The sequence below is a fragment of the Pseudolysinimonas sp. genome, from assembly GCF_044239695.1.
GTDB lineage: Bacteria > Actinomycetota > Actinomycetes > Actinomycetales > Microbacteriaceae > Pseudolysinimonas_A.
Window position 1 is genome coordinate 17,916 of record NZ_JBIIAW010000008.1, and the last position, 23,406, is coordinate 41,321.

Consider the following 23,406-nt stretch of genomic DNA (forward strand, 5'->3'; position numbering starts at 1 on the left):
CGATGTCGGTCGTGCTGCCGCCGTCACCCGACGGCACGGGTGCGTCGGGTGAGCGGCTGACGCCGATCGTGCTGCCCGCGGGGGCGCCGACGCGCAGCCCCGTGCTGCTGCTCGGCGTCGGCATCGCGGCCATCGTCGCGCTACTGGCGAACACCGTCGGACTCGTCGGCTTCCCGTACAACGCGCCCGTCGAGCAGGTCTATGCGCTCGGCATCAACGTCGACCTGCTCGCGATCGCGGTCGTGAGCGGGATCGGAGCGTACGTCGCCCGGCGGGGGTACCCGCTGCGCGCCGCCACGCCGATCACGACGGTCGCGGTGGCGCTCGTCGCAGCCTCCGCCGTGGTGTGGGCGATCGCCGGCGGGCTCGGGTCGATCGTCGGCCTCGCGCTCGGCAGCGGCCGCTACATGTACGCCAGCGGCGGCCTGTTCTTCGGCGGGGCGCTCTGGGTCCTCGCGGTGATCTTCGCGTCGCACGGCTACCGTCGGGGCGGCAGCCGGCAGAACAACCTGATCGCGATCGTCGCGCTCGGGGTCGCCGCATCCCTCGTGCTGTACGCCGTCGTGTCGTCGGTGATCTACGGACTCGGTCTGACCGACTGACGGGCGGGCTCAGGGTCGGCCGGTCTTCGGCCCTTTGTCCTTCTGACGCACCCGCAGGCCCGCCGCCTGGATGCGTCGGAGCAGCTCACGAGCGGTGACCGGCTCCGCCCCGCGGGCGACCATGTCGTCCCAGCTGCGCAGCGGCACGTCGTAGTGGTCGTTGTCGAACCCGCGTTCCGGGATGCCGGCCGCCTCCGCGAACGCGTGCAACTCGGCGAGCGACGTGTCGCTGACGAGGTGCGCCCAGACCGTGCCGTGCGCCGGCCAGACGGGCTCGTCGATGAGGACGGTCATCTGCCGATGCTAGGGGCTGGTTAGTCTGACGGGGTGATCGACGAGAAGGATGTCGCGAGAGCCCTCCAGCGCCCCGGGGCCCTGCCCCCGTTCCTGACGTCACTCGGCATCTTCGTCGCCCTCGTGGTGCTCGGGTTCCTCGGAGCGACGCTCTCGGCCCTGTCGGTCACCACCCGGGCGGACTACCCGGCGGAGTTCTTCCTCCAGATCTGGGCGTCCCAGCTGGTCTGGGGCCTCGCCGGGCCCCTGCCGATCGCGCTCGGCGCGTTCGTCTGCTTCTGGCAGATCGCCCCCATCGCCCCGAACCTGCGACTCGCGCACGTCGTCACCCGCGCGGTCCTGGCCGGCCTCGCGGGCACGCTCCTGCTCTTCCTGCTCGGCCTGCTCTTCGGCGTCCTACTCTGGGTGCTGTCGCTCGGCGGCCTCCTCCGCGCGGGTGAGATCTTCGGCAGCGGGGGAGGGGGCATCGGCGTCCTGCCCCTGCTCTTCCAGTCGCTCGCGACCTTCCTCCAGGTGCTTCCGGTGCTCGTCCTGGGGGCCGTGCTGCTCTGGGGATGGCTCCAGCGACACCCGCCGACGAAGCGCCTGGCGGGCACGCTCGACGAGGTTTGATGTTTCGGCCGATCACAGGCTAAACTCGACCCTTGGTGTGCGACCCGGCAGGTGCCGGGCACTCCGCCTCCGAAAGTCATGTCTTTCCCGGCAGAGCGGTCACCCACTCTTTTCCAACAAAGCCTGTACCTATCTAAGGATGTTTCGTGGTCTACGCAATCGTGCGCGCCGGTGGGCGGCAGGAGAAGGTCGAAGTCGGCACGGTCGTCGTGCTCGACCGCATCGCCGCCGACAAGGACGGCAACATCCAGCTCGTCCCCGTGCTGCTGGTCGACGGTGACACCATCACCCACGACGCGAAGGCGCTCGCGAAGGTGACCGTCACGGCCGAGGTCGTCGGCGACGAGCGCGGTCCGAAGATCGTCATCCAGAAGTTCAAGAACAAGACCGGGTACAAGAAGCGCCAGGGTTTCCGCGCCGACCTGACCCGCGTCAAGATCACCGGCATCAAGTAAGGGGCGCCCCAGATGGCACACAAGAAGGGCGCGAGCTCCTCCAAGAACGGTCGCGACTCGAACGCGCAGTACCTCGGCGTCAAGCGCTTCGGCGGCCAGGTCGTCAAGGCCGGCGAGATCCTCGTCCGCCAGCGCGGCACCCACCACCACCCCGGCGCGAACGTCGGCCGTGGCAACGACGACACGCTGTTCGCCCTCTCGGCGGGCGTCGTGGAGTTCGGAGTGAAGGGCCGCCGCAAGGTCGTCAACATCGTTCCGGCGGGCTGACGCCCACCGGTTTCGACACGCCCGCGACGCGGGCTACTCAACCAGCGACTTGGTGAGGGCGGACTACGGTCCGCCCTTCGTCGCGTTTACGGACAGTTTCGAGAGGAGTGAAGCCATGACGACCTTCGTCGACGAGGTGACGCTCCACCTGCGAGCGGGTCACGGCGGGCACGGCTGCGTGTCGGTGCGCCGCGAGAAGTTCAAGCCGCTCGCCGGTCCCGACGGCGGCAACGGCGGACACGGCGGCGACATCACGCTCGTCGCCGACCCGCAGGTCACGACTCTGCTCAACTACCACCGCGGTCCGCATCGTTCGAGTGCCAACGGCGGCCCGGGCATGGGCGACCACCGCTCCGGCGCCAGCGGCGACCCGCTCGAGCTGGCCGTGCCGGTCGGCACCGTCGTGAAGACCCGCACCGGCGAGACCCTCGCCGACCTCGACGAGCCCGGCATGCGCTTCGTCGCGGCGGCCGGCGGGCAGGGCGGACTCGGCAACGCCGCGCTCGCGACGACGAAGCGCAAGGCTCCCGGCTTCGCGCTGCTGGGCACCCCCGGCTGGGAGGGCGACGTCGTCCTCGAGCTGAAGACCGTGGCGGATGTCGCGCTCGTCGGGTTCCCGAGTGCGGGCAAGTCGTCCCTCGTGGCCGCGATCTCGGCCGCCCGCCCGAAGATCGCCGACTACCCGTTCACGACCCTGCACCCGAACCTCGGCGTCGTCGAAGCCGGGTCCTCGCGCTTCACCGTCGCCGACGTGCCCGGTCTCATCGAAGGCGCCAGCGAGGGCAAGGGACTCGGGCTCGAGTTCCTGCGGCACGTCGAGCGCTGCTCCGCGCTGCTGCACGTCATCGACAGTGCGACGCTCGACCCGGGCCGGGATCCGCTGAGCGACCTCGACGTCATCCTCGGCGAGCTGGCCGCCTACCCGGTTCCCGAGGTCAGGTGCCGTTGATCGAGCGCCCGCAGCTGATCGCGCTCAACAAGGTCGACGTGCCCGACGCCCGTGACCTCGCCGAGATGGTGAAGCCGATGTTCGAGGAGCGCGGCTACCGCGTGTTCGAGATCTCCGCGGTCTCCCGCGAGGGGCTGCGGGAGCTCTCCTTCGCCCTCGCCGAGATCGTGGATGCCGACCGCGCCGCACGGATCGCCGCGGCCGCGATCAAGCCCCGCATCATCCTGCGCCCCAAGGCGATCGACGAGGTCGAGTTCACGATCCGCGTCGAGGGCGGCACCGAGACGCTCTACCGCGTGCTCGGCACGAAGCCCGAGCGCTGGGTCGCGCAGACCGACTTCAACAACGAAGAGGCGGTCGGCTTCCTCGCCGACCGGCTCGCGAAGATCGGCATCGAGGAGGCGCTCTTCGCCCACGGTGCCGTTCCCGGCTCGGCCGTCGTCATCGGCGAGGGCGACTCGCGCGTCTTCGACTGGGAGCCGACGCTCACCTCCGCCGCAGAGCTCATCACGAGCCCGCGCGGCACCGACGCCCGGTTCGACACCAGCAACCGCCGCACGAGCACCGAACGCCGCGAGGAGTACAAGGCGCGGATGGACGCGAAGGCCGCCGCGCGGGCCGCCGATGCCGCCGAGCGCGACGCCGGGGTGTGGGACGTCGACGAGGAGGACGTGTGACCCCGCAGTCCCAGCAGCACGACGCCGTGCTCACCGCGAAGCGGATCGTCGTGAAGGTCGGCTCCTCGAGCGTCAGCGGCGCGAACACCGGCCAGATCGAGCCCCTCGTAGATGCCCTCGTCGCGACGTATCAGCGCGGCGTCGAGGTCGTGCTGGTGTCGTCGGGTGCGATCGCCTCGGCGATGTCGTCGCTCAACCTCGACGGCCGGCCCCAGGATCTCGCCACCCAGCAGGCGGCCGCGGCGGTGGGGCAGAACATCCTGATGTGGCGCTACCAGACCTCGCTCGACCGCTACGGCATCCTCGCCGGGCAGGTACTGCTCACCGCCGGCGACCTCGAGAACCCGACGCACCGCTCCAACGCCCAGCGCGCGATGGAGCGTCTGCTCGACCTGCGCATCCTGCCGATCGTCAACGAGAACGACACCGTCGCCACGCAGGAGATCCGCTTCGGCGACAACGACCGTCTCGCGTCCCTCGTGTCGGAGCTGATCGGCGCCGACCTGCTCGTGCTGCTGTCGGACATCGACGCGCTCTACACCCGGCCGCCGTCGGAGCCCGGGGCCCGGCCGATCCGGCACGTGCCCTTCGACGACGACCTCTCGGGCGTCGAACTCGGTGACATCGGCGCGGCCGGAGTCGGCACCGGGGGAGCGGGCACCAAGATCGCCGCCGCGAAGCACGCCGCCGCCGCCGGCACCCCCGTGCTGCTCACCTCGACCGCCAACGTGGCGCGTGCCCTCGCGGGCGACGACACCGGCACCTGGTTCGCCGCAAAGCCCGTCTGATCGGTTCGCGGGTCGAGTGCCGGGCGAAGCCCGGTGTATCGAAACCGGGCACGGGCGACGTGGGGTTTCGATACGCCGCTGCGCGGCACTCAACCCGCGAGTGAGGGCGCGTCCTTCGGGATCAATGGCAGCGCGATGAGGGGCGCGAGGGCGATGAGCGCGAACGCGAGCGAGTAGCCGGTCACGGCGATCAGCAGTCCCGCCGCGGGGGCGACCATCGCGGCCGCGAGGTACTGGCCGGTGTTCTGCGCGCCGAGCGCGCGCCCCGACCAATGCGCCCCCGCGATCTCGGCGACGGCGGTGAACGCGAGGCCGTTGTCGGCGACGCTCACGCACGACGCGAGCACGTAGAGCACGGCGACCGCGGGCGTCCAGTGCAGCGCTCCGGCCCCGGCGGTGAGCAGCAGCAACGGGATGCCGGCGAGCGCGACCCAGCGCAGCGGACGCAGCCGGCTGCCGAGTCGATCGCTGAGGATGCCGACCGCGACGCGTCCACCGGCGCCGAGGATCTGCGCGGCGGCGACGAGGATGCCGGCGGCGACGGGGTCCCAGCGTTGATCCACGATGAGCCAGACGAGGCCGAAGGTCACCAGCAGGTACTGCGGCACGACGAGGAGGGCCGACACGAGATGGATGCGCAGCAACGTGCCGTCGCCGCGGTACGGGTTCGCCGGGCGCCCCTCGGCATCCACGGCTCTCGTCGGGCGCGGCGGATTCACGATGAACGCGAGGCTCGCGACGGCGGCGACGGCGACGACGATCGCCGAGACGAGCAGGGCCGCAGCCATGTCGCCGTCGGCGGTGAGCGGCGGCACGATGAGCGCCCCCGCTGCCATGCCGAGCGGGAGCGCCATCTGCCGCAGGCCCATCGCCAAGCCGCGCCGGTCGGCGGGGAACCAGCCGATCACGACCCGTCCGCTCGTGGCGCTCGTCGCGGCCGCGCCGACGCCGCAGAGGGCGAAGGCGAGAGCGAGCAGCACGTACCCGGAGGCCGCGATCGAGGCGACCGCTCCGAGCACCGCGACGACGAGCCCGGAGACGAGGATGACCCGCTCGCCCCAGCGGTCGACCGCCGCACCCCAGAGGATGAGGGTCAGCAGCACGCCCACGTTGGGCGCTGTCGCGATGAGCCCCGCTTCGGCGAGCGAGAGGCCGCGCTGGGTGTGGAGCAGCGGGATGAGGTAGGCCGGCGTCGAGATGAGCAGACCGGTCGCCGCCTGCGACCCGCCGCCGACGACGAGCATGAGCCAGGGACGGGGGGTGCGCAGCGACATCCCTCCCATCCTGCCGCGCCCCGCTCGGGGGGCGGCGCACCTCTCGTGATCCGTCGCCCCGCTCGCTAGGGTCGGCACCATGACGACGACCGCTCACCGTCCCTGGTATCGACGGCCGGCGCGGGTGATCCCGACGGTCCTTCTCGCGTCGGGGATCGTCGTGGCCCTCGTCGCCGCGATCAGCCCGTGGCCCGCCGCGCTGCTCATCCGCGCGGTCTTCCAGGACGAGGCGCAGAAGACGGTCGCCGAGATGGAGCCGTACGCGCCCACCGGTGGTCTCACCGAGCACCTCGACGTGTCCTACGGCGATGCCGGAGTCGACACGACCCTTGACGTCTTCACCCCCGACACCGGCGACGAGGCGCTGACCACGGTCGTCTGGATCCACGGCGGCGCCTGGATCTCCGGCACGAAGGAGAACGTGCGCCCCTACGTGCGGATGATCGCTGCCGAGGGCTACACGACGGCGAGCCTGAATTACACCGTCGCACCCGAGTCGAGCTACCCGACGGCGGTGACGCAGCTCAACGACGCGCTCGCGTTCCTCCTCGAGCACGCCGACGAGTACCGCATCGATCCCGACCGGATCGTGATCGCCGGCGACTCGGCAGGCGCCAATCTGACGAGCCAGCTCGCGGTGCTGACGACGAACCCCGCGTACGCGACCGAGGTGGGCATCGAGCCGGCCCTCTCGCCGGACCAGTTGCGCGCGGTCATCCTGAACTGCGGGATCTACGACGTCTCGGAGATCCCGAACGCGCCGGGCATCGGGGGCTGGGGTTTCCGCATCGCGCTGTGGTCGTACCTCGGGGCGCGGGACTGGGAGGACACCCCCGGCGACCGCCAGATGTCGACGCTCGACTGGGTGACCGCCGACTTCCCGACGACGTGGATCTCGGGCGGCAACGGCGACCCGCTCACGGCGGGGCAGTCGAAGCCGCTCGCGACGAAACTCGACGGGCTCGGCGTCGACGTCGAGACGGTCTTCTACCCCGACGACCACGAGCCCGCGCTGCCGCACGAGTACCAGTTCCACCTCGACTTCGAGGATGCCCGCGCGGCTCTCCAGTCGACGCTGGACTTCCTGGCGGGCCTGCCCGACTGACTCCGGGCCCGGTCGTGCGGGTGAGCCGCCGGTAGACTCGCGCGCATGTCCGACACCCTCGTCGTCGCCTCCCTCACCTCGAAGCTCGAGCGCGCCCGCGTCGCGTCGCGCACCCTCGCGACCACGGCATCCGGAGCCAAGGATGCCGGCCTCGAAGCGATCGCTCGGGCCGTCGAGTCGGGCGCCGACCGCATCCTGCCGGCCAACGAGCTCGATCTCGCCAACGGGCGCGAGAACGGCCTCTCCGCGGGACTCCAGGACCGTCTGAAGCTCGACGAGTCCCGACTGCGCGGGCTCGCCGCCGCCGTGCGGGAGGTCGTCGCCCTGCCCGACCCGGTCGGCACGGTGCTGCGCGGTTCCACGCTGCCCAACGGGGTGCTGCTCAGCCAGGTGCGCGTGCCGTTCGGCGTCGTCGGCGCGATCTACGAGGCCCGGCCGAACGTGACGATCGACATCGCCGCCCTCGCGCTGAAGAGCGGCAACGCCGTCGTGCTGCGCGGCGGATCGGCCGCCGAGAACACCAACCGCGTGCTGGTCGAGCTGCTCCAGGAGGCGCTCGCGAGCGTCGGGCTGCCGGGCGACGCCGTGCAGACCATCGACGAGTTCGGGCGCGAGGGCGCCAAGGAGCTCATGCAGGCCCGCGGCTATGTCGACGTGCTCATCCCGCGCGGCTCGGCGCAGCTGATCGACACGGTGGTGTCGGAGTCGAAGGTGCCGGTCATCGAGACGGGGGCCGGTGTCGTGCACCTCTACCTCGACGAGAGCGCCGACGAGGCGATGGCGGTCGACATCGCCGTCAACGCCAAGGTGCAGCGACCGAGCGTCTGCAACGCCCTCGAGACACTCCTCGTCGACGCCCGCTCCGCGGAGCGGCTGCTGCCGCCGGTGCTCGCCGCGCTGCGCGCGAAGGGCGTCACCCTCCACGCCGACGACGCGACCCGGGCGATCTTCGCGGATGCCGTCTCCGCGACCGACGACGACTGGGCGACCGAGCACATGAGTCTCGACCTCAACGTGGCCGTCGTCGACGATCTGGATGCCGCGCTCGCGCACATCCGCCGGTACTCGACCCACCACACCGAGTCGATCATCACGAACGACCTGGCGCGGGCGGAGCGGTTCCTCGCCGAGGTCGACTCCGCGGTGGTGATGGTGAATGCCAGCACGCGCTTCACCGACGGCGGCGAGTTCGGGTTCGGAGCCGAGGTCGGCATCTCGACGCAGAAGCTGCACGCGCGCGGTCCGATGGGGCTTCCGGAGCTGACGAGCACGAAGTGGCTCGTGCGCGGCGCCGGCCAGGTTCGAAGCTAGCCCCGCCGGGGATAAAGTGGGTCCCATGCTGCTGCTGCCCTTCGAAGCTCACGAGGAGCTCGCCCCGCTGATCCTCCCGATCTGGGCGTTCCCGGTCATCGCGGCCGCGATCTTCCTGATCCTCGCGGTCGTCACCTGGAGCTACCGCGACGTCTACCACCGTCACAACGACCGCACGTCGGGCGACGCCGGCAGCCACCAGGACGCCCACCACTAGGCTCCCGCGCCCCTTAAGCTGCGCAGATGAGCGAAGGAGCACCACGCCGACCTCGGATCGGCGTGATGGGTGGCACCTTCGACCCCATCCACCACGGTCACCTCGTGGCCGCGAGCGAGGTGCAGCAGAGTTTCGACCTCGACGAGGTCGTCTTCGTGCCCACCGGGCATCCCTGGATGAAGGAAGCCGTCTCCTCGCCCGAACGTCGCTATGAGATGACCGTCATCGCGACGGCGTCCAACCCCCGGTTCTCGGTGAGCCGCGTCGACATCCAGCGCGCGGGGCCGACGTACACGATCGATACCCTCCGCGACATCCGACAGGAGCGACCGGATGCCGAGCTCTTCTTCATCTCGGGGGCCGACGCCGTGGCCCAGATCCTCGACTGGAAAGACATCGAAGAGCTCTGGGAGCTCGCCCATTTCGTCGCCGTCTCACGCCCTGGGCATCAACTGAGTATTCGCGGATTACCGGAGCAGCGCGTAAGCTCGCTGGAGGTACCCGCACTGTCGATCTCCTCCACTGATTGCCGGCAACGAGTCGGCCGAGGTTTCCCGGTGTGGTATTTGGTCCCCGATGGTGTCGTGCAGTACATCTCCAAACACCACCTGTACCGGGACCAGGACTATCGGAGCTAGACCATGACGACATACCAGGATCCGCCGTTGCAGTCGCGACGCGCGTCCCGGCAGGGGGAGCGCCCGGAGGCGCAACCGTCGTCGCCGTTCGCCCCGCCCCAGGTGCCGCGCACCGCCGCCGGCGCCGGTGAGCCGCTCAGCTACGTCACGCAGAACCGCCCGCCGCTGCCCGGCTACGACAGCGCGCCGCCCCGCGGTCGCCGCGCCTCCGACGCGGGCGCACCGGATCCTGTCGCGTCACCGACGGTCGCCGAGGCCCCCTCCGCTCAGTCCTTCCGGCCCCGCGACTACAGTCCCGAGGCACGCTCGGCGCCTCCCGCGTGGGCGCCCGAGCACGACCGCGGCAACGGCGTCCTCGATCACCACACCCAGGCGCGTGCCGCCGTCGTCCCGCCGGTCGGTGGGTCGCTCGCCGCCGCGCTCGCGAGCGAGCCGACCGAGCACACCCTCAGCCGCCGCGAACTCCGCGCCATCCGCGACGCCAGCCAGATCGCCCCCGACCCGGCTCCCACGACGCCGGTCACCGCGCAGCAGGCGCCGATGCCGGTCGCCGCCCCGCAGGCCCCGGCTCCGGCCCCCTCGACGCAGCTCGATTCGGCGATGGCCGAATTCGACGCCCTCTCCGGTCGATCCGGTGCTCCGGCGGGCTCGCGTCGCGCCGGTCGTCGCGCCGCGCCGCAGTCCGACGTGGCACCTGAGGACGGCCTCGGCGTCTTCGAGCCGACCTATTCGGCGCCGGCGGTCGTTCCCGTGCCGCAGGCGGCCCCGCAGCCGGCTCCCGTCGTGCTGCCGCCCCAGCCCGCGCCGATGGCCCCCGCGCAGTTCCAGCCCGCGCCGCTGCCGCCGCAGGCCGCGCCCGTTGCTCCGGTTCCTCCCATGCCGGTTTCGGCTCCGATCACCGGCGAGCGTCCGGTCGGGCACTGGACCAATCAGTCCGATCTCGACGATGCCGTGCAGGTCGCCGGATCGACCACGTCGCGCACCGTCGGGTCGGCCGCGATCACCACGAGCGCCCTCGTGCTCCCGTCGATCCCGGGGCACGACATGTCGACCGGCGAGGTCATGCTGACCGGCTCGATCAGCCTGCCGAGTTCCCTCGCGTCGACCGGGGCGCACCACTCGATCGACGAGTCCGACATCGACCACCTGCTCGACCCGGGCGACCACCAGCTCGTCAACACCGACTCCGTGCCGATCCGCGCCATCCGTGCCGTGTCCAGTCACACCTCGACGCGGGGCGTCATCGCGACGAGCCAGCCGAAGAAGGCCGGCCGCGCGCTCACCGCCCTCATCATCTCGGCATCCGTCATGGTCGTCGTCGTCGTGACGCTCCTCGTCGTCGCCCTCGCCACGGAAGTCATCTGATCTCGAACACCGAAGGACACCGTGGCCGCCTCTGAACGCGCCCGTGAACTGCTGCGCGTCGCAGCACTCGCCGCCGACTCCAAGCAGGGCGAAGACCTCGTCGCCCTCGACGTGTCGGGACCGCTCCCGCTGACCGACGTCTTCCTGCTCGCGACGGGGCGCAACGAGCGCAACGTCGTGGCGATCGCCGGCGAGATCGAGGACAAGCTGATCGAGGCCGGCGCGAAGCCGTTGCGCCGCGAGGGCCGCTCCGAGGGTCGCTGGGTGCTGCTCGACTTCGGCGACCTCGTCGTGCACGTCTTCCACGAGGAGGACCGGATGTACTACTCGCTCGAGCGCCTCTGGAAGGACTGCCCCGTCCTGCCGCTCGACCTCCCCGCGCCGACGCCGTAGCGTCTGCGGCCGGTTCAGGGCGGCATCCAGGATTCCTTCAAGGAACTCCCGGTTCACTGGACGCATGCAGTGTCCTACGGATGGTTCCACCCTGGTGATGAGCGAGCGTAGCGGCGTCGAGATCGACTACTGCCCGCAATGCCGCGGCGTCTGGCTCGACCGCGGCGAACTCGACAAGATCGTCGAGCGGTCGGGCGCGATCCCGACCGACTCGCGATATGACGGTCGTCAGGGCGACGCGCGGTACGACCGGGACGACCGCCGGCGTCGCGACGACGACGACGAGGGCGGCATCGCCGGGTTCCTCGGCAACCTGTTCGGCTGAGTCAGCCGCGGGGGAGGCCCCGCAGCAGCCACGGCCGCAGCGCGCGCGTGACGAACGGCAGCGCGAAGTAGGTCATGATCGGGCTCACGATCAGCACGAGCGCGAGCACCCGCAGCCACACCGGCCAGTCGGGGATGATCCAGCCGAGCAGCAGGTTCGCCCCGAGGCTCAGCGGATAGAACACCAGGAAGATCGCGATCATCTGCTTCCAGCGCGGCGGTGACGCCGGGGGAGAGCGGATGACCTCCACCGCGGCGGGGGCGTCGAACCAGCCCTCGATGCCGGTGCGGCGCTCCTGACGCGCGTCCTCGACGAGGCCCTGGGCGGAGGCGATCCACCAGGCGCGCTCCGGCGAACTCTCCCAGATCGCGAGGCTCTCGGCGTCGGCGAAACGGAACAGCATGTGCCACTCGGGGCTGTCGGGGTCGGGTCGGATCCAGCCGTTGCCGAGGAAGCCGGGGCTCGCGCGCAGCAGGTCCTCGCCGGCGCGCGCCCACGCCGCGACCTCCTTCGCCCGCTCGGGATCCACATGCCGCGTGATCGCGACGGTGATCGGCTCGCTCGTGCTGGACTCGCTCGTCATGGCCCCATCATCCGCCGATTCGCGTCGCGCCCCGGGTGTTGTAAGCTGATGCGGTTGCCCCTCGGGGCGGCACGTTTCACAATCTGGGTCTGTGGCGCAGCTGGTAGCGCACCTGCATGGCATGCAGGGGGTCAGGGGTTCGAGTCCCCTCAGATCCACCAGAACATCCTCTTTGGAACCCTCGACATGCTTCATGCCGGTCGGGGGTTCCTCGTCGTTTGAAGGCTTGTCGCTGAGGACGAGCAACGTGTCGAATGGCGCCGCGAGGTGGGTCTCGACGGTGATCTCGTCGTCGTAGATCGCGATCTCGATGCGCTCGAAGAAAGCCTGATTCATTTGTCGCCGGACGGTATCCTCGGCGGTCCGGTACATCTCGTAACAGTCCCGTGCGAGAGTAAGCGCAGTGGTCAGCGTTGCTTGGACGGCTTCGTATCGGAGATCGGCAGCCGCGAGCCGTTCGTTGATCGCAGCCAGCCTTGAGGCGATTTGCTCGCTCTCGCCGCGCAGCACCTCCATCGGCATCGCGTCGGCCAGGTGAACTTCGAGTAGCTTCCGTCGCCGTTCTTCGAGACGGTCACGTTCACGACTCAGGGTGACCCGTGCCGTCTTGGCATCCGCCATCGTCTGCTCGAGATCGGCGACCATCGACGCTTCAAGTTGGCTGCGCAGACCTTCCGTGATGGCAAGGCGCTTGTACTCCCGAAGGACCTTCTCCTCCGCCACATCGATGGCAAGAGCTGGCTGCTCGCAATCGTTGAACTTGCCGTGTCGCCCGCTGCAAACGAAGTACTCGTAGACGGTGCCGCGCGAGTTCGTGGCGTGGTGGACGATCATGCGGCGATGGCAGCGACCGCAGTAGACGGTGCTCTTGAGGTAGTGCGGATGCTGTCGGGTCTTCTCGCCCATCGAGTGCAGCGCCAAGATGTCGCGGACGCGCGCCCAAGTCTCGCGACTCGTGAGCGGCTCATGGCGACCTGGGTACTCGACACCCTGATAGGTCACGACGCCCTTGTAGTAGGGGTTGGTGAGCATCTTGTGGAGCAGGCTGGGGTAGATCGCACGACTCGCTCGACGTGGGGTCGTGAGGGTCGTCAGACCCCGGGTGGCAAGCTCTTCGCAAAGCTGATCGATCGTGGTCCGCCCCTTCGCGTACTCCTCGAACGCCCAGCGGATCAGCGGCGCGCGGCTCTCGTCCACGACGACCGTCCTGACCTCGCGACCCTGCTCATCCACCGACCGGTGGTTCCGATAGCCGAGCGGCGCGCGGGTCACGGTGCCGCCGCTCTTGACCTTCTGGTGCAGACCCTTCTTCACCTCATTGGCGAGGTTGCGCGAATAGAACTCCGCGATCGAGCTCATGATGCCGTGCAGCAACATGCCGGAGGGTGTCTCGTCGATGCTCTCCGTGGCTGAGACGAGTTGTGTGCCGGCGGCGTGCAGCGCGAGGTTGATCTCGACGTCATCGGCGCGGTTGCGAGCCAGTCGATCAACCTTGTGAACGAAGCAGTAGCTCACCGGCTCCGTGCGGACGAAGGTCAGCATTCGCTGAAGTTCGGGACGGTCAGCCGAGCGGGCGGACTCGCCACGGTCGACGAACTCGGCGATGATATCCACGCCCATTGCTTCGGCCTTGCGGTAGTTGGCTTCACGCTGCGCTGGAATCGAATAGCCCTCCGGGTCGCCGTCACGCTCAGCTTGTTCTCGTGTCGAGACTCGCAGGTACATGACGCCCTGCGGTCTCCGTTCCGTGGTCGCTACCCGCACCGTGGGTTCCTCCCGTCCGCCCGGCCCGCTCGGGTCGAGGCCTCCGGATTGTGGCTCCGTTGGGACCGGAAGTCCAGCCCTCCGGGGCTCTTCGGAGGCCGTTGTTAAGCCGACAACGGGGGTCAGATCGGAGTGGTGATGTTTACCACTTAAGGGGTCGATTTCAGACGTGGAAGACATGGATGCGGCCTCCTTCCTCTACGACTTCCATGAACTCCTTGAAGGCGGCGAGCACTGCCGGGCGGTTCCAGTCGAGGAGGAATTCTGGGATGGCGTACTTCTCGCGCAGCTCGGTGAGGGGCTGCCTCCACCCCATCCCTTCTAGGTGGTCATCGATCAATGCGTCGTAGCTCTCCAGGGTCGCGACGTAGGCGTTCTCGAATCCGGAGAGGACATCCGGGGTGTGCAGTTCGAGCGTCCCCAGGCGGGCGTACGCGATGAAGGCGTCGCCCCACTGGCTGAGCCCGGTCTTCCACAGGTCGCGGATGACGCGCGACTCGCTGGTGACGGGCAGCGCCTCGATGGTCAGTCCCTCGGCGCGGTGGCGGGCCTCGGGGTTCGGTTGGTATTCACTCACTGGATTCCTCCTCTCTGACCTCGTCGGATCGAGTTAGTTCTTGGTCGGGTGCATGGGCGTCCGCGAGCGTGGCGACGAGTTGCTCGCTGGTGGTGACGGTGAATAGGCCCGGCGTGATGCTCGTCTCGGCTCCGAGGAGCCGATTGAGTAGCTCGACGCGGGATTGGTCTGGCATGAGCGAGAGGACGCGCGGGAAGGCGCCTCGTTGGTTCTGTTCGCGGCCGGTGTGGAAGTACTGCTGGTAGTTGCGGCATTTGCGGATAAGGGCGCTGCCGGATTCGGTACCGAGGTCGACCTCGATGAACCAGTCGTGCTCCCAGTCGCCCAGCGCGGTTGTTACCTCGAGGTCCGGTTTCAGCCAGATGAGCTGCCCGTGCTGTCCGGGGAACTGTCGCCAGGTCTGAGGTTCGGTGGTGACGGTGAGCAGCTCGAACCGCCCCGCTCTCCTCGCTCGTTCGATCTCGACGCGGTGATCCGCGACGGCCAGGGTGTGCGCCAGAAAGGTGGTCGAGGGCTCGAAGGGTCGACTGCGGTGTTCGTTGCCGTTGATGTGTCGCAGCAGGCGTTCGCCGGCGACGTCGAGCGCCCAGACGAATGCTTGGGAGCCGCCGCCGTACCCACCGACTGGGCGGTCGAGGCGTCGGAGCAGACGGTGCTCGCGCAGTCGAGCGAGGATGCGGTTGGTCGCGCGGATTCCGGAGACCTCGGACGCGTGGTTCCAGAAGTGCAGCGCCTGGATGTGGCCAGTGAGCAGAAGTCGGTGGGCGGCGACTGACGTGAGGATCTCGAAGTCTCGTGGCTGTACGAGTCTTTGCAGTCTGTTGAGTCCGATCGATCCGGCGTGGTTGTTCCTGCGCGATGACGCGATGTCGATAGCCGACAGATGCGTCGGAGTCGTCTCCCGTTGTGGCGAGAACGGGCCGGGAACACGGGCGTCTTGCGGGCGCGAAGTCTCAGCGACTGGCGGGGCGATCGGCGGGGCTGCCCTCCTCTCATCGGGACTCATCGAGCCCGCCTCCGTCGCCCGATCGCGCCGTCTTCCTCACCCGCGTCGGTAGGCCGCGGGACCGGGTCGGGCAGGCCCTGGCCGTAGCGGCGCATGCTACGGGCGACGAGATCGTCAGCGCTACTCGTCTCCGAGGGTGCGGGTAGCGTGCGGGCCGAGAACCAGCCGCTCGGTTGTGAGTCGCGCATCAGGTTGGCGTAGACGTGGTACTTGGGCAGTGCGAGGAAGTCCTCTGGTTCGAGCTCCGGTGCTTGCCCCGCGAAGAACTTGGCGTCCTTGATGCCGGGCTGGAAGACGATGCGCGAGCGGGCGTTCACGTCGAGGGCCTCTTGGAGGTCGTCTGGCAGCTGGCCGCGGTACTGGAGTGCGAGGTGCAGTGCGACGCCGAGCGAGCGCGAGCGGGCCAGGAAGTCGGCCAGTTCTTCGCCGCCGGTTCGGATGAACTCGGCTGCCTCGTCGATGTACATGCTGACGGGCGTCCGCTGCGATGAGGGCACTGCGGCACGGGCCAGCGTCAGTCCCCACAGCTGAGCGACGAGGAGGCTCCCAATTAGACGCGTCGTCTCGCCCCCCAGCAGGCCGGAGTTGAGCGGGACGAACAGCAGCTTGGGTGTGGTGAAGAGCTCGGCGAGGTCGAACTTCGGATGCGGTTGGTCGAGAGTACGGCGCAGCGTCGGGCTGAGCAGAAAGCGGCGCAGGCGGGAGAGCACGGGGCCCACGAACTGCGCTTGCTGGGCTGGGCTCATTCCGTCGAACTCCTGCCAGAAGCCGATGAGCACCGGATCACTGAGCTGCCCGACGATCTGGCGGCGGAAGCCGTCCTCGGTGAGCAGTCGGGGCAGCCAGGTCAGGGTCGCGCCGTCGAGTCCGACGATGCTGAGCACTGCGGCGCTAAGTACGTCGCTGGTGCGCGGGCCGAACAGGTTCGGGAACAGGCCGCGGACGGTGGCGACGATTGAATCGGCCACCAGTTCAGGAGCACGGTTGCCCTGCGCCAGCGGTGACAGCCCGACTGGGAACTCGTGCAGCGGGTCAAGTACGACGACGTCGGACCGGCGCCGGTACGGGACGCGCGGGAGCGCGCCTTCGAAAATCAGATCCGCTTTGGGGTCGATGACTGCAACTGACCTCCCGGCCTGCATGTCGGCGGTGATGAGGCTGGTCAGCAGTGTCGATTTGCCGACACCGGTCGGTCCGATGATCTGGGTGTGGAACAGGCTGTCGCGAGCCGTGATGCCGACGCGGCGGCTGTCGCCAGGTGCCGCCGTGACGGCGAAGACGCGTTCGTCGTCCGTCGTCTTGCCACCGAGGCGTAGTGGCTTCGGATGGAGCCCGCTGAGCCCCGGCAGCTCGCCGTCGCCAAGTGGCCAGGCCGACAGCGACAGCAGTTCGCGAGGTAGCAGCGGAATGAAGCCGCGCTGCGGAATGCGTCCGAGTGAACGCGTTGAAGCGTGCAGGAAGTCGAGACGGGTTCCGGACGACTGGGTCAGTCGAAGCGCGCCGATGATTCCTTTGAGGAGGGCGTGACGGCGCGAGACGTCCTCGGCTTCAACTCCCAAACGGATGAGGGTCATCAGGGCGTGCTCGGTGGCTCGTTCGCGAATGCGGCCCGCCACCTCAGCGTCAGCCGGACGGGGGCCGCTGAGCACCTGACTCAGCAGGCCTTGGCGCGGGTCGGCCGGAGAGCGCCCGGTGAGATGCGCGGGTCGACCGTCGCCGACGAAGACCTGCAGCGTCACGACTTCATCGGCGGTGGCGGCAGACAGCGCGGCGAGGACCGCGGCCGATGCTTCGATCGGTCGGGAGGCCCGTAGCCCGAGCGGCGTTCCGCGCGCGACCATGCGCACCGCCGCGGAGGCGGGCATGATCTCGCTGGACGTCTCGCTGAGCACGACGCCCGGCAGCAGAGCGGCGAAGAGTTGTCGAGCGGTCGAGACTGCCGCACGCGGTACTGCCAGCCGGTAGCGGACCTCCTTCGCCTGCCCGATGGCTTCGAACACGAACGGCGATCGGTTCTGCTCAGTGGCGAGCCGCCTGAGCATGGTGAGGGCCGTCTCGGGATCGAGCGGGCGCGGCCAATTGAGCGCAAACCAGTGGTACTGCGTCGTCATGGGCGCGGCCCCGGGTCCTCGCGGGCGTCTCGATCATGCGTCGCCTGCGCCTCGGCTTCGGCCTTGGCTTGCGCCAGCGCGATGAGGGCGCGGCTGAGTTTGCGTACGTCAACCGGGTCGCGCCGCACGGCGCGCACCACAATTCGGCGCTGGCGGGTGCGCCGGCCTCGTTGTTTCCTCCCACCCGTCATGAGGTTGCTCCTGACAACGGGAGCGGGCCCGGTCTGCCCGGTCTTGCTGCTCTTCCCTTGCCGCCCCTTTGTATGAACGAGTCGGCGCGGTTCGTCAAGAGGCGATGACGCTCGACCGAGGGCGACGGGCGGAGCTCCACCTCGAGACGACAGGAGACGCGAAACGCGAGCGATCGGCCGCGGGCTACCAGCGACGGTCGCGGCTGCGACGCCACTGGACGAGACCAATAGCGACGAGGCCGACCAAAGCGAACAGCAGGAGCCAGCCCCACAGGGCCGACAGCAGCTGCAGCGCAAGGGTGAGCACGACCGCGACGACCAGGATCGCGAGGGCACCCTCGACGACTCGGCTGAGAATCGAGGGACTGTGCTTGGACATGCGGTGTTCCTTTCATTCGGTGAGCTCCTCGCGGTGCTCAGGATCGTTGGGAAGCGGGTGGCCGGGCATCGCGAAGTCGCTGCCGCCTTCTGCCTCCAACCCCCAGATGCGCCATGGCTTAGAGGACGAGGGGCGCTTGCGGGCGAAGATTTCGATGAAGGGACCGTCGCCGCCGACCAATCGCTCGATGAGGGCGATTTGTTCCGCGGGCTTCTCTGAGTGTCGAGCGCGCGGGGCGATCAGGTGCGTGGGCTGACCCTTGAAGGCGTAGCCGGGGCGACCACGCCGACCGAGAAGCAGGTACTCAGTCGATGCTCGGAGCGGTTGGCCAGTGCCGGTGAACCCCTTGAACCAGACGATCATTGGCGGCTTGACGGGCTCGAAGCCCCAAGCCCGCAGAACGTCCGGACCATGCCAGAGCATGCCCCCGGTGATCCAGAGGAAGCACCAACTGTCGGCGTGCATGAGGTCTGCGATTGGCAGCGCCTTGATCCAGTCGAGCGATTCGGTGCGGTAGTGCTTCTCAGCGTTGCTGCCTTGCCACGGCGGATCCACGAGGGCGACGCGCGCGAGCGGATTCAGTTGATGAGTCATGGGGCGCTCCTTTCGCTTCCGGTGCTTAGAGGCGAGCCACGACAGGCTCGGGAAGCCCACTTAGTGAGCCGTAGATCGGTTCGTCGGTTGATCCGCCGGTCGCTCCCCGCCCGGCCCGATCGGCGGCGCGACCGGACGGCTCGCCCCGGAGGTCAGGACGGGCGGACGGGAAGCGGCTGTGCGGCCCGTGGGCGCGTTGTGGAATCGACATCGGCTACTGGGCCGGGTCGCGGGGTTCGGGCGGGAGGGCGGCCCGAGCGGCCGGGTCGGAGGCGGCATCGAAGAAGGCGCGGCGGCGGGACAGGTTGAGCAGGGCTGTCCGGGCGATGGCCGCCTGGCGGTCAAGCTCAGCTCGGTCTCGTAGGGACTCGGCGCGGATGCGCAGCAGTTCTGCCTGGTGGCGTCGGCGCGCCCTCACCCGCGGTGAGAGCGTACCGACGACCCAGGCCAGTCGGTCGAGCATCACTTGAAGCCGTTAGACCGGAGCGCGGCGGCGGTGACGTAGCCCCGCACCAGCATGGCCGCCTCGTTGGCGAACGCCGGATGTGCCTTGGCGGTCGACTCCGCGAGGCCGGAGATCGCATCGAGGTTCGTCAGCGCAGCGGCGACCGTGCTGGCGTGCGCGATCTCCTTGGCCTGGGCGATCTCGCTCCGAGCGGCGACGATCTGGAGCTCGGCGTCGACGCGCCGTGCCAGCGCCCGGCTGGACTGGCCGAAGACGCCTTGGGAGCGCAGGATGATTTCGTTCACTTCTGATTCCCTTCTGTTCTTTGATCGGGACGGGTGGGTCGGGGTGTCCACGGAGGGCCGGCCTGGTAGGACAGGTCGGCCCTCGCCTGCGGATCAGGGGAGGTCGTCAGCCTCGTCGGGGCCGGGCATCACCTCCGGCGGACACCAGCGGTCGCAGATTCTTCGAATGTCGGCCATCCGGGCCTCATGCGCGGCGCGTTCTCGTGGGGACATCGGCGGCTCGCGGGTGACGCGCGCCCTTGGGGTGTTCATGCGGTGCTACCTCCTCGACTACTGCGGTCACCACCATGCGGGCTCCGTGACCGAGGTTGGAAGGCAAGTTCGTCGGCAACTTTTGAGCAGCGTCGGAAGCGTGGTTGGTTGGTGTCAAACCACGCGTCTGGAGCGCCGGAAACACGTCGATACGCCGTCGGAAATCTCGTCGGAATGTTTTTGCCCCGGTCCTTGCGAACCGGGGCTTGTGGGGATCGGCGGGTGAATTGGACGGTCTTGGATGCTAGATGCGGTCGCGGTATTCCTCGGGTTGAAGGAGGAACCGCACGATCTGTTCGACCCTTGCCGCCCTATCAAGAGCGGCGGTGTAGCGGTAGAACTCCGGCTGGATCGCGAGCGGCACGACGTAGGACTGGGACTCACCTGTGATGTAGTCCGCGTCGAACATCCGCTCCTCTCGACTCTCGGTCGGAACGAACGCTGGCCGGAAGATCCCAACCACGTCGGTTCCGAAAGCGTTCGGGTGGTCGACGAACTCAGCGCAGGCGATCGCAACCGCCTGCATGTAGAGGCTGTAGTCGCCTCCCGTGCTGTGGTGCGCCGCACCCGTCAGCAGCCAGAGGTGCAGGCAGTCTGACAGGTACTTGAGCTCGTTGCTCGCGTTGCCGGTGGTCGCCGCTGCATCCCGCAGGATGAGCACCGACTCGCGTGGCTCGCCGTCGCCGTCAAGCGACTTCCAGAACTGGTAAGCGGCCCGCTGGGCCATCGAAAACTGCATGATCAGCCTCCTCAGAGGTAGGCCAATCCCCATCCATGTTTATATCACAAACATGAGGAATAGTCAAGACAATTGAAGCGAAACCAGAAAAGCAGAAGCCATGGCGCAATATCATCGGCTCGTGCCCGCAGAGAACGACTCGCAGTCGCTAGTCCTCGCGGCGCAGCGCGACCTTGACGTTCTCTTCGGGAAGGATCAACAGGCGCACAACCCTGAATTCACCCCGCACGCCTGCTCGGGCCTTGTGGCCCTTATCCTCTCCTGGGTGCCGAGGCGGTCGCAGATCGCCATCGGACAGGACGGACTCGATGACTTCCTCCGGAGCGTTCTCGCGTTCGGGAGCGAGTTGGATCAGGTCAACGACCGCATGACGCCGAGTGAGCGCCACGTGCGCGAGGCGGACCGAGTGGGCATCCGCGCCTATCTCTACTTGGGTAATGCTGAGGGCGACCCCGGTACTCCCTCCGACGAGCGGGACCGTCTCGAGTTGTGGGCTACGACTGACGTCACTAGCCCCCTGATGGCTTCGAAGGGCGTGAGGGGCCGCTGGGCTGCGACACAGGTCCGGCGCTTTCGACGCGGTGATCCGCGGTTGCCCGTCGTCACCGAAAAGACGGGACGTGACGACCGCGAGCGACTCGCGCGCCTCTTGAGTCGGGACCTAGATGCTTTCGTTGGAAGCGCCGTCGCTCGCAGGCGATACGTTGATCGGCTGCTGGGCAGAGCAGCCTCAAGCTCGGCCGCGAAACAAGCATTGCCGCTGACCTTTCAAGTACCGAGGCGGCTAGCAGGTGTGCTATTGGTGGCGGTGGGCGTCGCTGTGGTCGCGGCAATTCTGACTCTGATGGTCGTCGGAACGATCTCACTGATGGCGGCAGCGAGTACCGATGTGCATCTTCGCCCCGTTAGTTCCGAAACCGCCGCGCCGAGTCCGCGGCCGAGCGACTGGACGCCGGGTTGGGGACCGGAGCGCGAACTCTACGAGAACGCTGACGATATTTCGCCCGCGTTCAATAGCCGCATCGACGGTGAGGTAGGCGACGAACGCAACTTCGTCTTGCTTCGCAACATCGAAGACGATAGCGCGACGGCATGGAGTGACAATGTCTGGGCGGCCCCGGGCCAAGTCTTCCAGATGCGCGTTTACGTCACGAACTCCGCTGCAGGAGGCTCGAGCGGCAGAGAGAACCAGGAGCGGGCGATACGAGATCCGCGCCTCTCGATCGACGTGGGCCGGAGAGAAGGCACCTACGATCTCTACGCCGTGCTCAGTTCGGAGAACGCCGGGACGGTCTACGACGGCGCCTCAATTCACGCCATGAGCGGGGTCGTGCTGGAGATCGATGAGACGACCCTAGGTATCAAGAGCGTGCCGTTCGGTGGGGGCCCAACGAACGCAGGTGTCGAGAACGTGTTCTTGCCCGCTGGTGGGCGGTTGCTCGATGATGCGAGCGAACTTTATCCGGGTGAGTCCTACGTGGTCGAATTTGTCGTTCGAGCAGTCGAGCGATAGATCGACGTTGTTCAGCGCCCTGCGGTCAGGTCTGGAGTCTTCTTGGGGAGTAGCTCGTCGATCGAGATGCCGAGCACCTGCGCTACCGCCATCACGTTTTGGAGGGACGGGTTGGAGGGCACGCCGGGGGAGGCCTCACCCTTCTCCAGTCGCTGGAAGGTGTAGCGGCTGAGGCCGGCCCGGTAGGCGACGTCTTCCTGGCTCAGCTGAGCGTTGGAGCGAGCGCGCTGGATCTCGCGACCGAGAGCGACGGCGAACTCCGCCCACCCGCTGGCTGACCGCTTCGAACGCACCGTCCCAGCCTCAGTGGCGGCGGGCTTCGGGTTGGCCTCAAAAATGTGGCTAGTTCTGCCGAGCCTGGGCTTCCCAAAGCCGGGCAGGGCTGGCATGGTCTAGGTGGCCTCATAAAAGTGGCTGCGACTCGAATCGCGCGCGCAGAAGAGAAGGGTGCCACCAGAAATGCCGCTTATCAGGAAAGCTCACCGTCGCTTGGCCTCGTGCGCAGGCGAATCACCTTCGAGAACGGTCAACCGGCGCCTAGGGCTCGGAACGGCCCTCGTGCTCGCATTGTTCCTCAGCGGCTGTTCAGCCGCTCAGCTGCCGGGCAACCCCGATATTCCCGCTACAGGGGAGGCCACGAGTGCCCCTGCTGAGACATCTCCATCAGAACAGGAGCCGGCAACTCTAATAGAGGGTCAATGCCCTTCGGCCAGCCTGGTCGGTCCGCTCGTCGATCGCGAGTTCGACGAAGCGGACATCTTGCCGAACGCCAGCTTCGGGCAATACGGCTCGTACTACTGCGGATTCGGCAAGCAGTCCGCGGGCTGGTATGTCCTCATGATCGCAATCTCTACCGAGCCGATTGATTCTGTCTCGGTTGCGAACTACGACCCGGTCGATATCTCAGGTGCGCATACGGCCTACTACAACGACTTCTCCAACGACATCTGGGTGAGCAGCGGGACATCGACCGTGACGGTTCGTGGCGCCAGCTTCGTCATCCAAAGGCCGGAACTCGACGCAGTGGCCGTCGCGGTTCTCGGACTGCTCTAGACCTCTCGATTCCGACCCCGCCAAAGGAAGCCATGACCATCACACGCCCACGTCGAAAGGTCGCCATGCGCACCATCCGCTCACACTTCCTCGGAGGAAGTCCCGTCGTCATCGCTGCCTTTGCGGCACTCGCCCTGCTCAGCGGCTGCGGGAGTCAGCCCGGGGTAGACACCGCGCCCCAGATCGATGTCCCGACTGTCGAGGAGCCAGCTGTCGATCCCAACGCGTGGCCGGCCGAGGTGCCCATGCTGGCAGGAGAGGTGTGGGAAGGGAAGCACGACTCGACCGGCTGGTACATCATGCTCAACGTCGCGCCGACCGACGATCAGGCTGCGTTGGGGATCGCCCTGCGTGGCCTCGCTGATCTCCAGGGTGCGGGCTTCGTCGTCACTCAAGACAACGAGGTCGACGGGCCGACGGCGCACTCGGTGTTCCTCGAGTCGACCGCCTACAAGCTCAACTACGTCTACGGCTACTACGTCAACATCCCGAGCGGTCAGAGTTTCTACAGCGTGCAATACGTTCTCTCGCCGAAGTAGGCGACTGCCATACTTCCAATCTGAAGCGCCCCGTCTGCATCCCTGATCCGCCGGCGGGGCGCTTCTCCATTTGAGGAGGCGCG

The 23,406-nt window shown here is 68.1% G+C and carries 28 protein-coding genes, 1 tRNA gene and 2 pseudogenes; 18 read left to right on the forward strand and 13 right to left on the reverse strand.

What is annotated here, in order from left to right; all coding sequences use genetic code 11:
- Positions 1 to 2: 2 nt before the first annotated feature.
- Positions 3 to 602, forward strand: coding sequence for a hypothetical protein (locus ACILQS_RS02460; RefSeq protein ID WP_395638514.1), 600 nt, complete (start codon positions 3 to 5; stop codon positions 600 to 602).
- Positions 603 to 611: 9 nt separating this feature from the next.
- On the opposite strand, the gene ACILQS_RS02465 is transcribed toward ACILQS_RS02460, so the two are convergent.
- Positions 612 to 896: a DUF4031 domain-containing protein gene (locus ACILQS_RS02465; RefSeq protein WP_395638515.1), complete on the reverse strand. Its 285-nt coding sequence runs from the start codon at positions 894 to 896 to the stop codon at positions 612 to 614.
- A gap of 33 nt (positions 897 to 929) precedes the next feature.
- On the opposite strand from ACILQS_RS02465, the gene ACILQS_RS02470 reads away from it, so the two are divergent.
- The 5 genes and pseudogenes from ACILQS_RS02470 to proB all read left to right on the forward strand — a co-directional run bounded on the left by ACILQS_RS02470 (position 930) and on the right by proB (position 4,644).
- Positions 930 to 1,508 (forward strand): hypothetical protein, encoded by a 579-nt coding sequence (locus ACILQS_RS02470; protein ID WP_395638516.1) that lies wholly within the window; start codon positions 930 to 932, stop codon positions 1,506 to 1,508.
- 146 nt (positions 1,509 to 1,654) lie between these two features.
- Complete coding sequence (gene rplU / locus ACILQS_RS02475; RefSeq protein WP_309713260.1) at positions 1,655 to 1,963, forward strand: 50S ribosomal protein L21; 309 nt, start codon at positions 1,655 to 1,657, stop codon at positions 1,961 to 1,963.
- A 12-nt stretch (positions 1,964 to 1,975) separates the two neighbouring features.
- Positions 1,976 to 2,230, forward strand: coding sequence for a 50S ribosomal protein L27 (gene rpmA, locus ACILQS_RS02480; RefSeq protein ID WP_395638517.1), 255 nt, complete (start codon positions 1,976 to 1,978; stop codon positions 2,228 to 2,230).
- A 115-nt stretch (positions 2,231 to 2,345) separates the two neighbouring features.
- Positions 2,346 to 3,856: pseudogene (gene obgE, locus ACILQS_RS02485) on the forward strand (GTPase ObgE).
- On the forward strand, positions 3,853 to 4,644 hold the full coding sequence (proB, locus tag ACILQS_RS02490; protein WP_395638518.1) for a glutamate 5-kinase: 792 nt from the start codon (positions 3,853 to 3,855) through the stop codon (positions 4,642 to 4,644). The pseudogene obgE and the gene proB overlap by 4 nt, the downstream one beginning before the upstream one ends.
- Before the next feature lie 89 nt (positions 4,645 to 4,733).
- Here proB and ACILQS_RS02495 read toward each other — a convergent pair whose 3' ends face one another.
- Positions 4,734 to 5,918 carry an MFS transporter gene (locus ACILQS_RS02495; protein ID WP_395638519.1) on the reverse strand — a complete coding sequence of 395 codons (1,185 nt, stop codon included), beginning with the start codon at positions 5,916 to 5,918 and terminating at the stop codon, positions 4,734 to 4,736.
- A gap of 79 nt (positions 5,919 to 5,997) precedes the next feature.
- On the opposite strand from ACILQS_RS02495, the gene ACILQS_RS02500 reads away from it, so the two are divergent.
- The 7 genes from ACILQS_RS02500 (at position 5,998) to ACILQS_RS02530 (ending at position 11,272) form a co-directional block, all read left to right on the forward strand.
- On the forward strand, positions 5,998 to 7,023 hold the full coding sequence (locus ACILQS_RS02500; protein ID WP_395638520.1) for an alpha/beta hydrolase: 1,026 nt from the start codon (positions 5,998 to 6,000) through the stop codon (positions 7,021 to 7,023).
- Between the two features lie 45 nt (positions 7,024 to 7,068).
- Positions 7,069 to 8,334: a glutamate-5-semialdehyde dehydrogenase gene (locus ACILQS_RS02505; protein WP_395638521.1), complete on the forward strand. Its 1,266-nt coding sequence runs from the start codon at positions 7,069 to 7,071 to the stop codon at positions 8,332 to 8,334.
- 25 nt (positions 8,335 to 8,359) lie between these two features.
- On the forward strand, positions 8,360 to 8,551 hold the full coding sequence (locus ACILQS_RS02510) for a hypothetical protein (protein WP_395638522.1): 192 nt from the start codon (positions 8,360 to 8,362) through the stop codon (positions 8,549 to 8,551).
- A 26-nt stretch (positions 8,552 to 8,577) separates the two neighbouring features.
- A complete protein-coding gene (gene nadD, locus ACILQS_RS02515) occupies positions 8,578 to 9,189 on the forward strand; it encodes a nicotinate-nucleotide adenylyltransferase (protein WP_395638523.1) in 612 nt (203 codons plus the stop codon).
- Between the two features lie 3 nt (positions 9,190 to 9,192).
- The gene (locus ACILQS_RS02520) at positions 9,193 to 10,554 is read left to right on the forward strand and encodes a hypothetical protein (protein ID WP_395638524.1); all 1,362 of its coding nucleotides are present in this window, start codon (positions 9,193 to 9,195) and stop codon (positions 10,552 to 10,554) included.
- Positions 10,555 to 10,575: 21 nt separating this feature from the next.
- A complete protein-coding gene (gene rsfS, locus ACILQS_RS02525; RefSeq protein WP_395638525.1) occupies positions 10,576 to 10,947 on the forward strand; it encodes a ribosome silencing factor in 372 nt (123 codons plus the stop codon).
- Positions 10,948 to 11,011: 64 nt separating this feature from the next.
- A complete protein-coding gene (locus tag ACILQS_RS02530; RefSeq protein ID WP_395638526.1) occupies positions 11,012 to 11,272 on the forward strand; it encodes a zf-TFIIB domain-containing protein in 261 nt (86 codons plus the stop codon).
- A gap of 1 nt (position 11,273) precedes the next feature.
- Here ACILQS_RS02530 and ACILQS_RS02535 read toward each other — a convergent pair whose 3' ends face one another.
- Positions 11,274 to 11,855 carry an antibiotic biosynthesis monooxygenase gene (locus ACILQS_RS02535; RefSeq protein WP_395638527.1) on the reverse strand — a complete coding sequence of 194 codons (582 nt, stop codon included), beginning with the start codon at positions 11,853 to 11,855 and terminating at the stop codon, positions 11,274 to 11,276.
- Positions 11,856 to 11,940: 85 nt separating this feature from the next.
- Between ACILQS_RS02535 and ACILQS_RS02540 the strand changes: the two genes are divergently transcribed.
- Both ACILQS_RS02540 and ACILQS_RS02545 read left to right on the forward strand, forming a co-directional pair.
- Positions 11,941 to 12,016: transfer RNA gene (locus tag ACILQS_RS02540), tRNA-Ala, on the forward strand.
- 106 nt (positions 12,017 to 12,122) lie between these two features.
- Entirely contained in the window at positions 12,123 to 12,335 is a 213-nt protein-coding gene (locus ACILQS_RS02545) for a hypothetical protein (protein WP_395638528.1), read from the forward strand.
- 273 nt (positions 12,336 to 12,608) lie between these two features.
- On the opposite strand, the pseudogene ACILQS_RS02550 reads toward ACILQS_RS02545, so the two are convergent.
- The 9 genes and pseudogenes from ACILQS_RS02550 to ACILQS_RS02590 form a co-directional block, all read right to left on the reverse strand.
- Positions 12,609 to 13,799 (reverse strand): annotated as a pseudogene (locus tag ACILQS_RS02550) (recombinase family protein); the annotation flags it as partial.
- Positions 13,783 to 14,196 (reverse strand): hypothetical protein, encoded by a 414-nt coding sequence (locus ACILQS_RS02555; RefSeq protein ID WP_395638529.1) that lies wholly within the window; start codon positions 14,194 to 14,196, stop codon positions 13,783 to 13,785. The pseudogene ACILQS_RS02550 and the gene ACILQS_RS02555, both read right to left, overlap by 17 nt.
- Positions 14,189 to 15,202 carry a replication-relaxation family protein gene (locus ACILQS_RS02560; protein WP_395638530.1) on the reverse strand — a complete coding sequence of 338 codons (1,014 nt, stop codon included), beginning with the start codon at positions 15,200 to 15,202 and terminating at the stop codon, positions 14,189 to 14,191. Before ACILQS_RS02560 ends, ACILQS_RS02555 begins: the two co-directional genes overlap by 8 nt.
- The gene (locus tag ACILQS_RS02565) at positions 15,199 to 17,313 is read right to left on the reverse strand and encodes a type IV secretory system conjugative DNA transfer family protein (RefSeq protein ID WP_395638531.1); all 2,115 of its coding nucleotides are present in this window, start codon (positions 17,311 to 17,313) and stop codon (positions 15,199 to 15,201) included. Before ACILQS_RS02565 ends, ACILQS_RS02560 begins: the two co-directional genes overlap by 4 nt.
- A 375-nt stretch (positions 17,314 to 17,688) precedes the next feature.
- Positions 17,689 to 17,883, reverse strand: a complete 195-nt coding sequence (locus ACILQS_RS02570; protein ID WP_395638532.1) for a hypothetical protein — start codon at positions 17,881 to 17,883, stop codon at positions 17,689 to 17,691.
- A gap of 12 nt (positions 17,884 to 17,895) precedes the next feature.
- Complete coding sequence (locus tag ACILQS_RS02575; protein ID WP_395638533.1) at positions 17,896 to 18,477, reverse strand: MT-A70 family methyltransferase; 582 nt, start codon at positions 18,475 to 18,477, stop codon at positions 17,896 to 17,898.
- Between the two features lie 214 nt (positions 18,478 to 18,691).
- On the reverse strand, positions 18,692 to 18,940 hold the full coding sequence (locus tag ACILQS_RS02580) for a hypothetical protein (protein WP_395638534.1): 249 nt from the start codon (positions 18,938 to 18,940) through the stop codon (positions 18,692 to 18,694).
- Positions 18,940 to 19,227, reverse strand: coding sequence for a hypothetical protein (locus ACILQS_RS02585; RefSeq protein WP_395638535.1), 288 nt, complete (start codon positions 19,225 to 19,227; stop codon positions 18,940 to 18,942). Before ACILQS_RS02585 ends, ACILQS_RS02580 begins: the two co-directional genes overlap by 1 nt.
- Positions 19,228 to 19,723: 496 nt before the next feature.
- Positions 19,724 to 20,218 (reverse strand): hypothetical protein, encoded by a 495-nt coding sequence (locus ACILQS_RS02590; RefSeq protein WP_395638536.1) that lies wholly within the window; start codon positions 20,216 to 20,218, stop codon positions 19,724 to 19,726.
- A gap of 121 nt (positions 20,219 to 20,339) precedes the next feature.
- Here ACILQS_RS02590 and ACILQS_RS02595 point away from each other — a divergent pair, with 121 nt between their 5' ends.
- Positions 20,340 to 21,731: a hypothetical protein gene (locus ACILQS_RS02595; RefSeq protein WP_395638537.1), complete on the forward strand. Its 1,392-nt coding sequence runs from the start codon at positions 20,340 to 20,342 to the stop codon at positions 21,729 to 21,731.
- 11 nt (positions 21,732 to 21,742) lie between these two features.
- On the opposite strand, the gene ACILQS_RS02600 is transcribed toward ACILQS_RS02595, so the two are convergent.
- Positions 21,743 to 22,024, reverse strand: a complete 282-nt coding sequence (locus ACILQS_RS02600) for a helix-turn-helix domain-containing protein (protein WP_395638538.1) — start codon at positions 22,022 to 22,024, stop codon at positions 21,743 to 21,745.
- 265 nt (positions 22,025 to 22,289) lie between these two features.
- On the opposite strand from ACILQS_RS02600, the gene ACILQS_RS02605 reads away from it, so the two are divergent.
- The gene (locus ACILQS_RS02605) at positions 22,290 to 22,784 is read left to right on the forward strand and encodes a hypothetical protein (protein WP_395638539.1); all 495 of its coding nucleotides are present in this window, start codon (positions 22,290 to 22,292) and stop codon (positions 22,782 to 22,784) included.
- A gap of 65 nt (positions 22,785 to 22,849) precedes the next feature.
- Positions 22,850 to 23,323 carry a hypothetical protein gene (locus tag ACILQS_RS02610; protein WP_395638540.1) on the forward strand — a complete coding sequence of 158 codons (474 nt, stop codon included), beginning with the start codon at positions 22,850 to 22,852 and terminating at the stop codon, positions 23,321 to 23,323.
- The last annotated feature ends 83 nt before the right edge of the window (positions 23,324 to 23,406 follow it).

Excerpts from the sequence above, each read along its gene's own strand:
- ACILQS_RS02580 (WP_395638534.1), bottom strand. The coding sequence starts at position 18,940 with ATGCTCGACCGACTGGCCTGGGTCGTCGGTACGCTCTCACCGCGGGTG.
- ACILQS_RS02520 (WP_395638524.1), top strand. The coding sequence starts at position 9,193 with ATGACGACATACCAGGATCCGCCGTTGCAGTCGCGACGCGCGTCCCGG.
- ACILQS_RS02560 (WP_395638530.1), bottom strand. The coding sequence starts at position 15,202 with ATGAGTCCCGATGAGAGGAGGGCAGCCCCGCCGATCGCCCCGCCAGTC.
- ACILQS_RS02590 (WP_395638536.1), bottom strand. The coding sequence starts at position 20,218 with ATGCAGTTTTCGATGGCCCAGCGGGCCGCTTACCAGTTCTGGAAGTCG.
- ACILQS_RS02505 (WP_395638521.1), top strand. The coding sequence starts at position 7,069 with ATGTCCGACACCCTCGTCGTCGCCTCCCTCACCTCGAAGCTCGAGCGC.
- ACILQS_RS02530 (WP_395638526.1), top strand. The coding sequence starts at position 11,012 with ATGCAGTGTCCTACGGATGGTTCCACCCTGGTGATGAGCGAGCGTAGC.
- ACILQS_RS02610 (WP_395638540.1), top strand. The coding sequence starts at position 22,850 with ATGCGCACCATCCGCTCACACTTCCTCGGAGGAAGTCCCGTCGTCATC.
- nadD (WP_395638523.1), top strand. The coding sequence starts at position 8,578 with ATGAGCGAAGGAGCACCACGCCGACCTCGGATCGGCGTGATGGGTGGC.
- ACILQS_RS02465 (WP_395638515.1), bottom strand. The coding sequence starts at position 896 with ATGACCGTCCTCATCGACGAGCCCGTCTGGCCGGCGCACGGCACGGTC.
- ACILQS_RS02500 (WP_395638520.1), top strand. The coding sequence starts at position 5,998 with ATGACGACGACCGCTCACCGTCCCTGGTATCGACGGCCGGCGCGGGTG.
- ACILQS_RS02510 (WP_395638522.1), top strand. The coding sequence starts at position 8,360 with ATGCTGCTGCTGCCCTTCGAAGCTCACGAGGAGCTCGCCCCGCTGATC.
- ACILQS_RS02495 (WP_395638519.1), bottom strand. The coding sequence starts at position 5,918 with ATGTCGCTGCGCACCCCCCGTCCCTGGCTCATGCTCGTCGTCGGCGGC.
- ACILQS_RS02575 (WP_395638533.1), bottom strand. The coding sequence starts at position 18,477 with ATGACTCATCAACTGAATCCGCTCGCGCGCGTCGCCCTCGTGGATCCG.
- ACILQS_RS02565 (WP_395638531.1), bottom strand. The coding sequence starts at position 17,313 with ATGACGACGCAGTACCACTGGTTTGCGCTCAATTGGCCGCGCCCGCTC.
- ACILQS_RS02535 (WP_395638527.1), bottom strand. The coding sequence starts at position 11,855 with ATGACGAGCGAGTCCAGCACGAGCGAGCCGATCACCGTCGCGATCACG.
- ACILQS_RS02570 (WP_395638532.1), bottom strand. The coding sequence starts at position 17,883 with ATGTCCAAGCACAGTCCCTCGATTCTCAGCCGAGTCGTCGAGGGTGCC.
- rpmA (WP_395638517.1), top strand. The coding sequence starts at position 1,976 with ATGGCACACAAGAAGGGCGCGAGCTCCTCCAAGAACGGTCGCGACTCG.
- ACILQS_RS02460 (WP_395638514.1), top strand. The coding sequence starts at position 3 with ATGTCGGTCGTGCTGCCGCCGTCACCCGACGGCACGGGTGCGTCGGGT.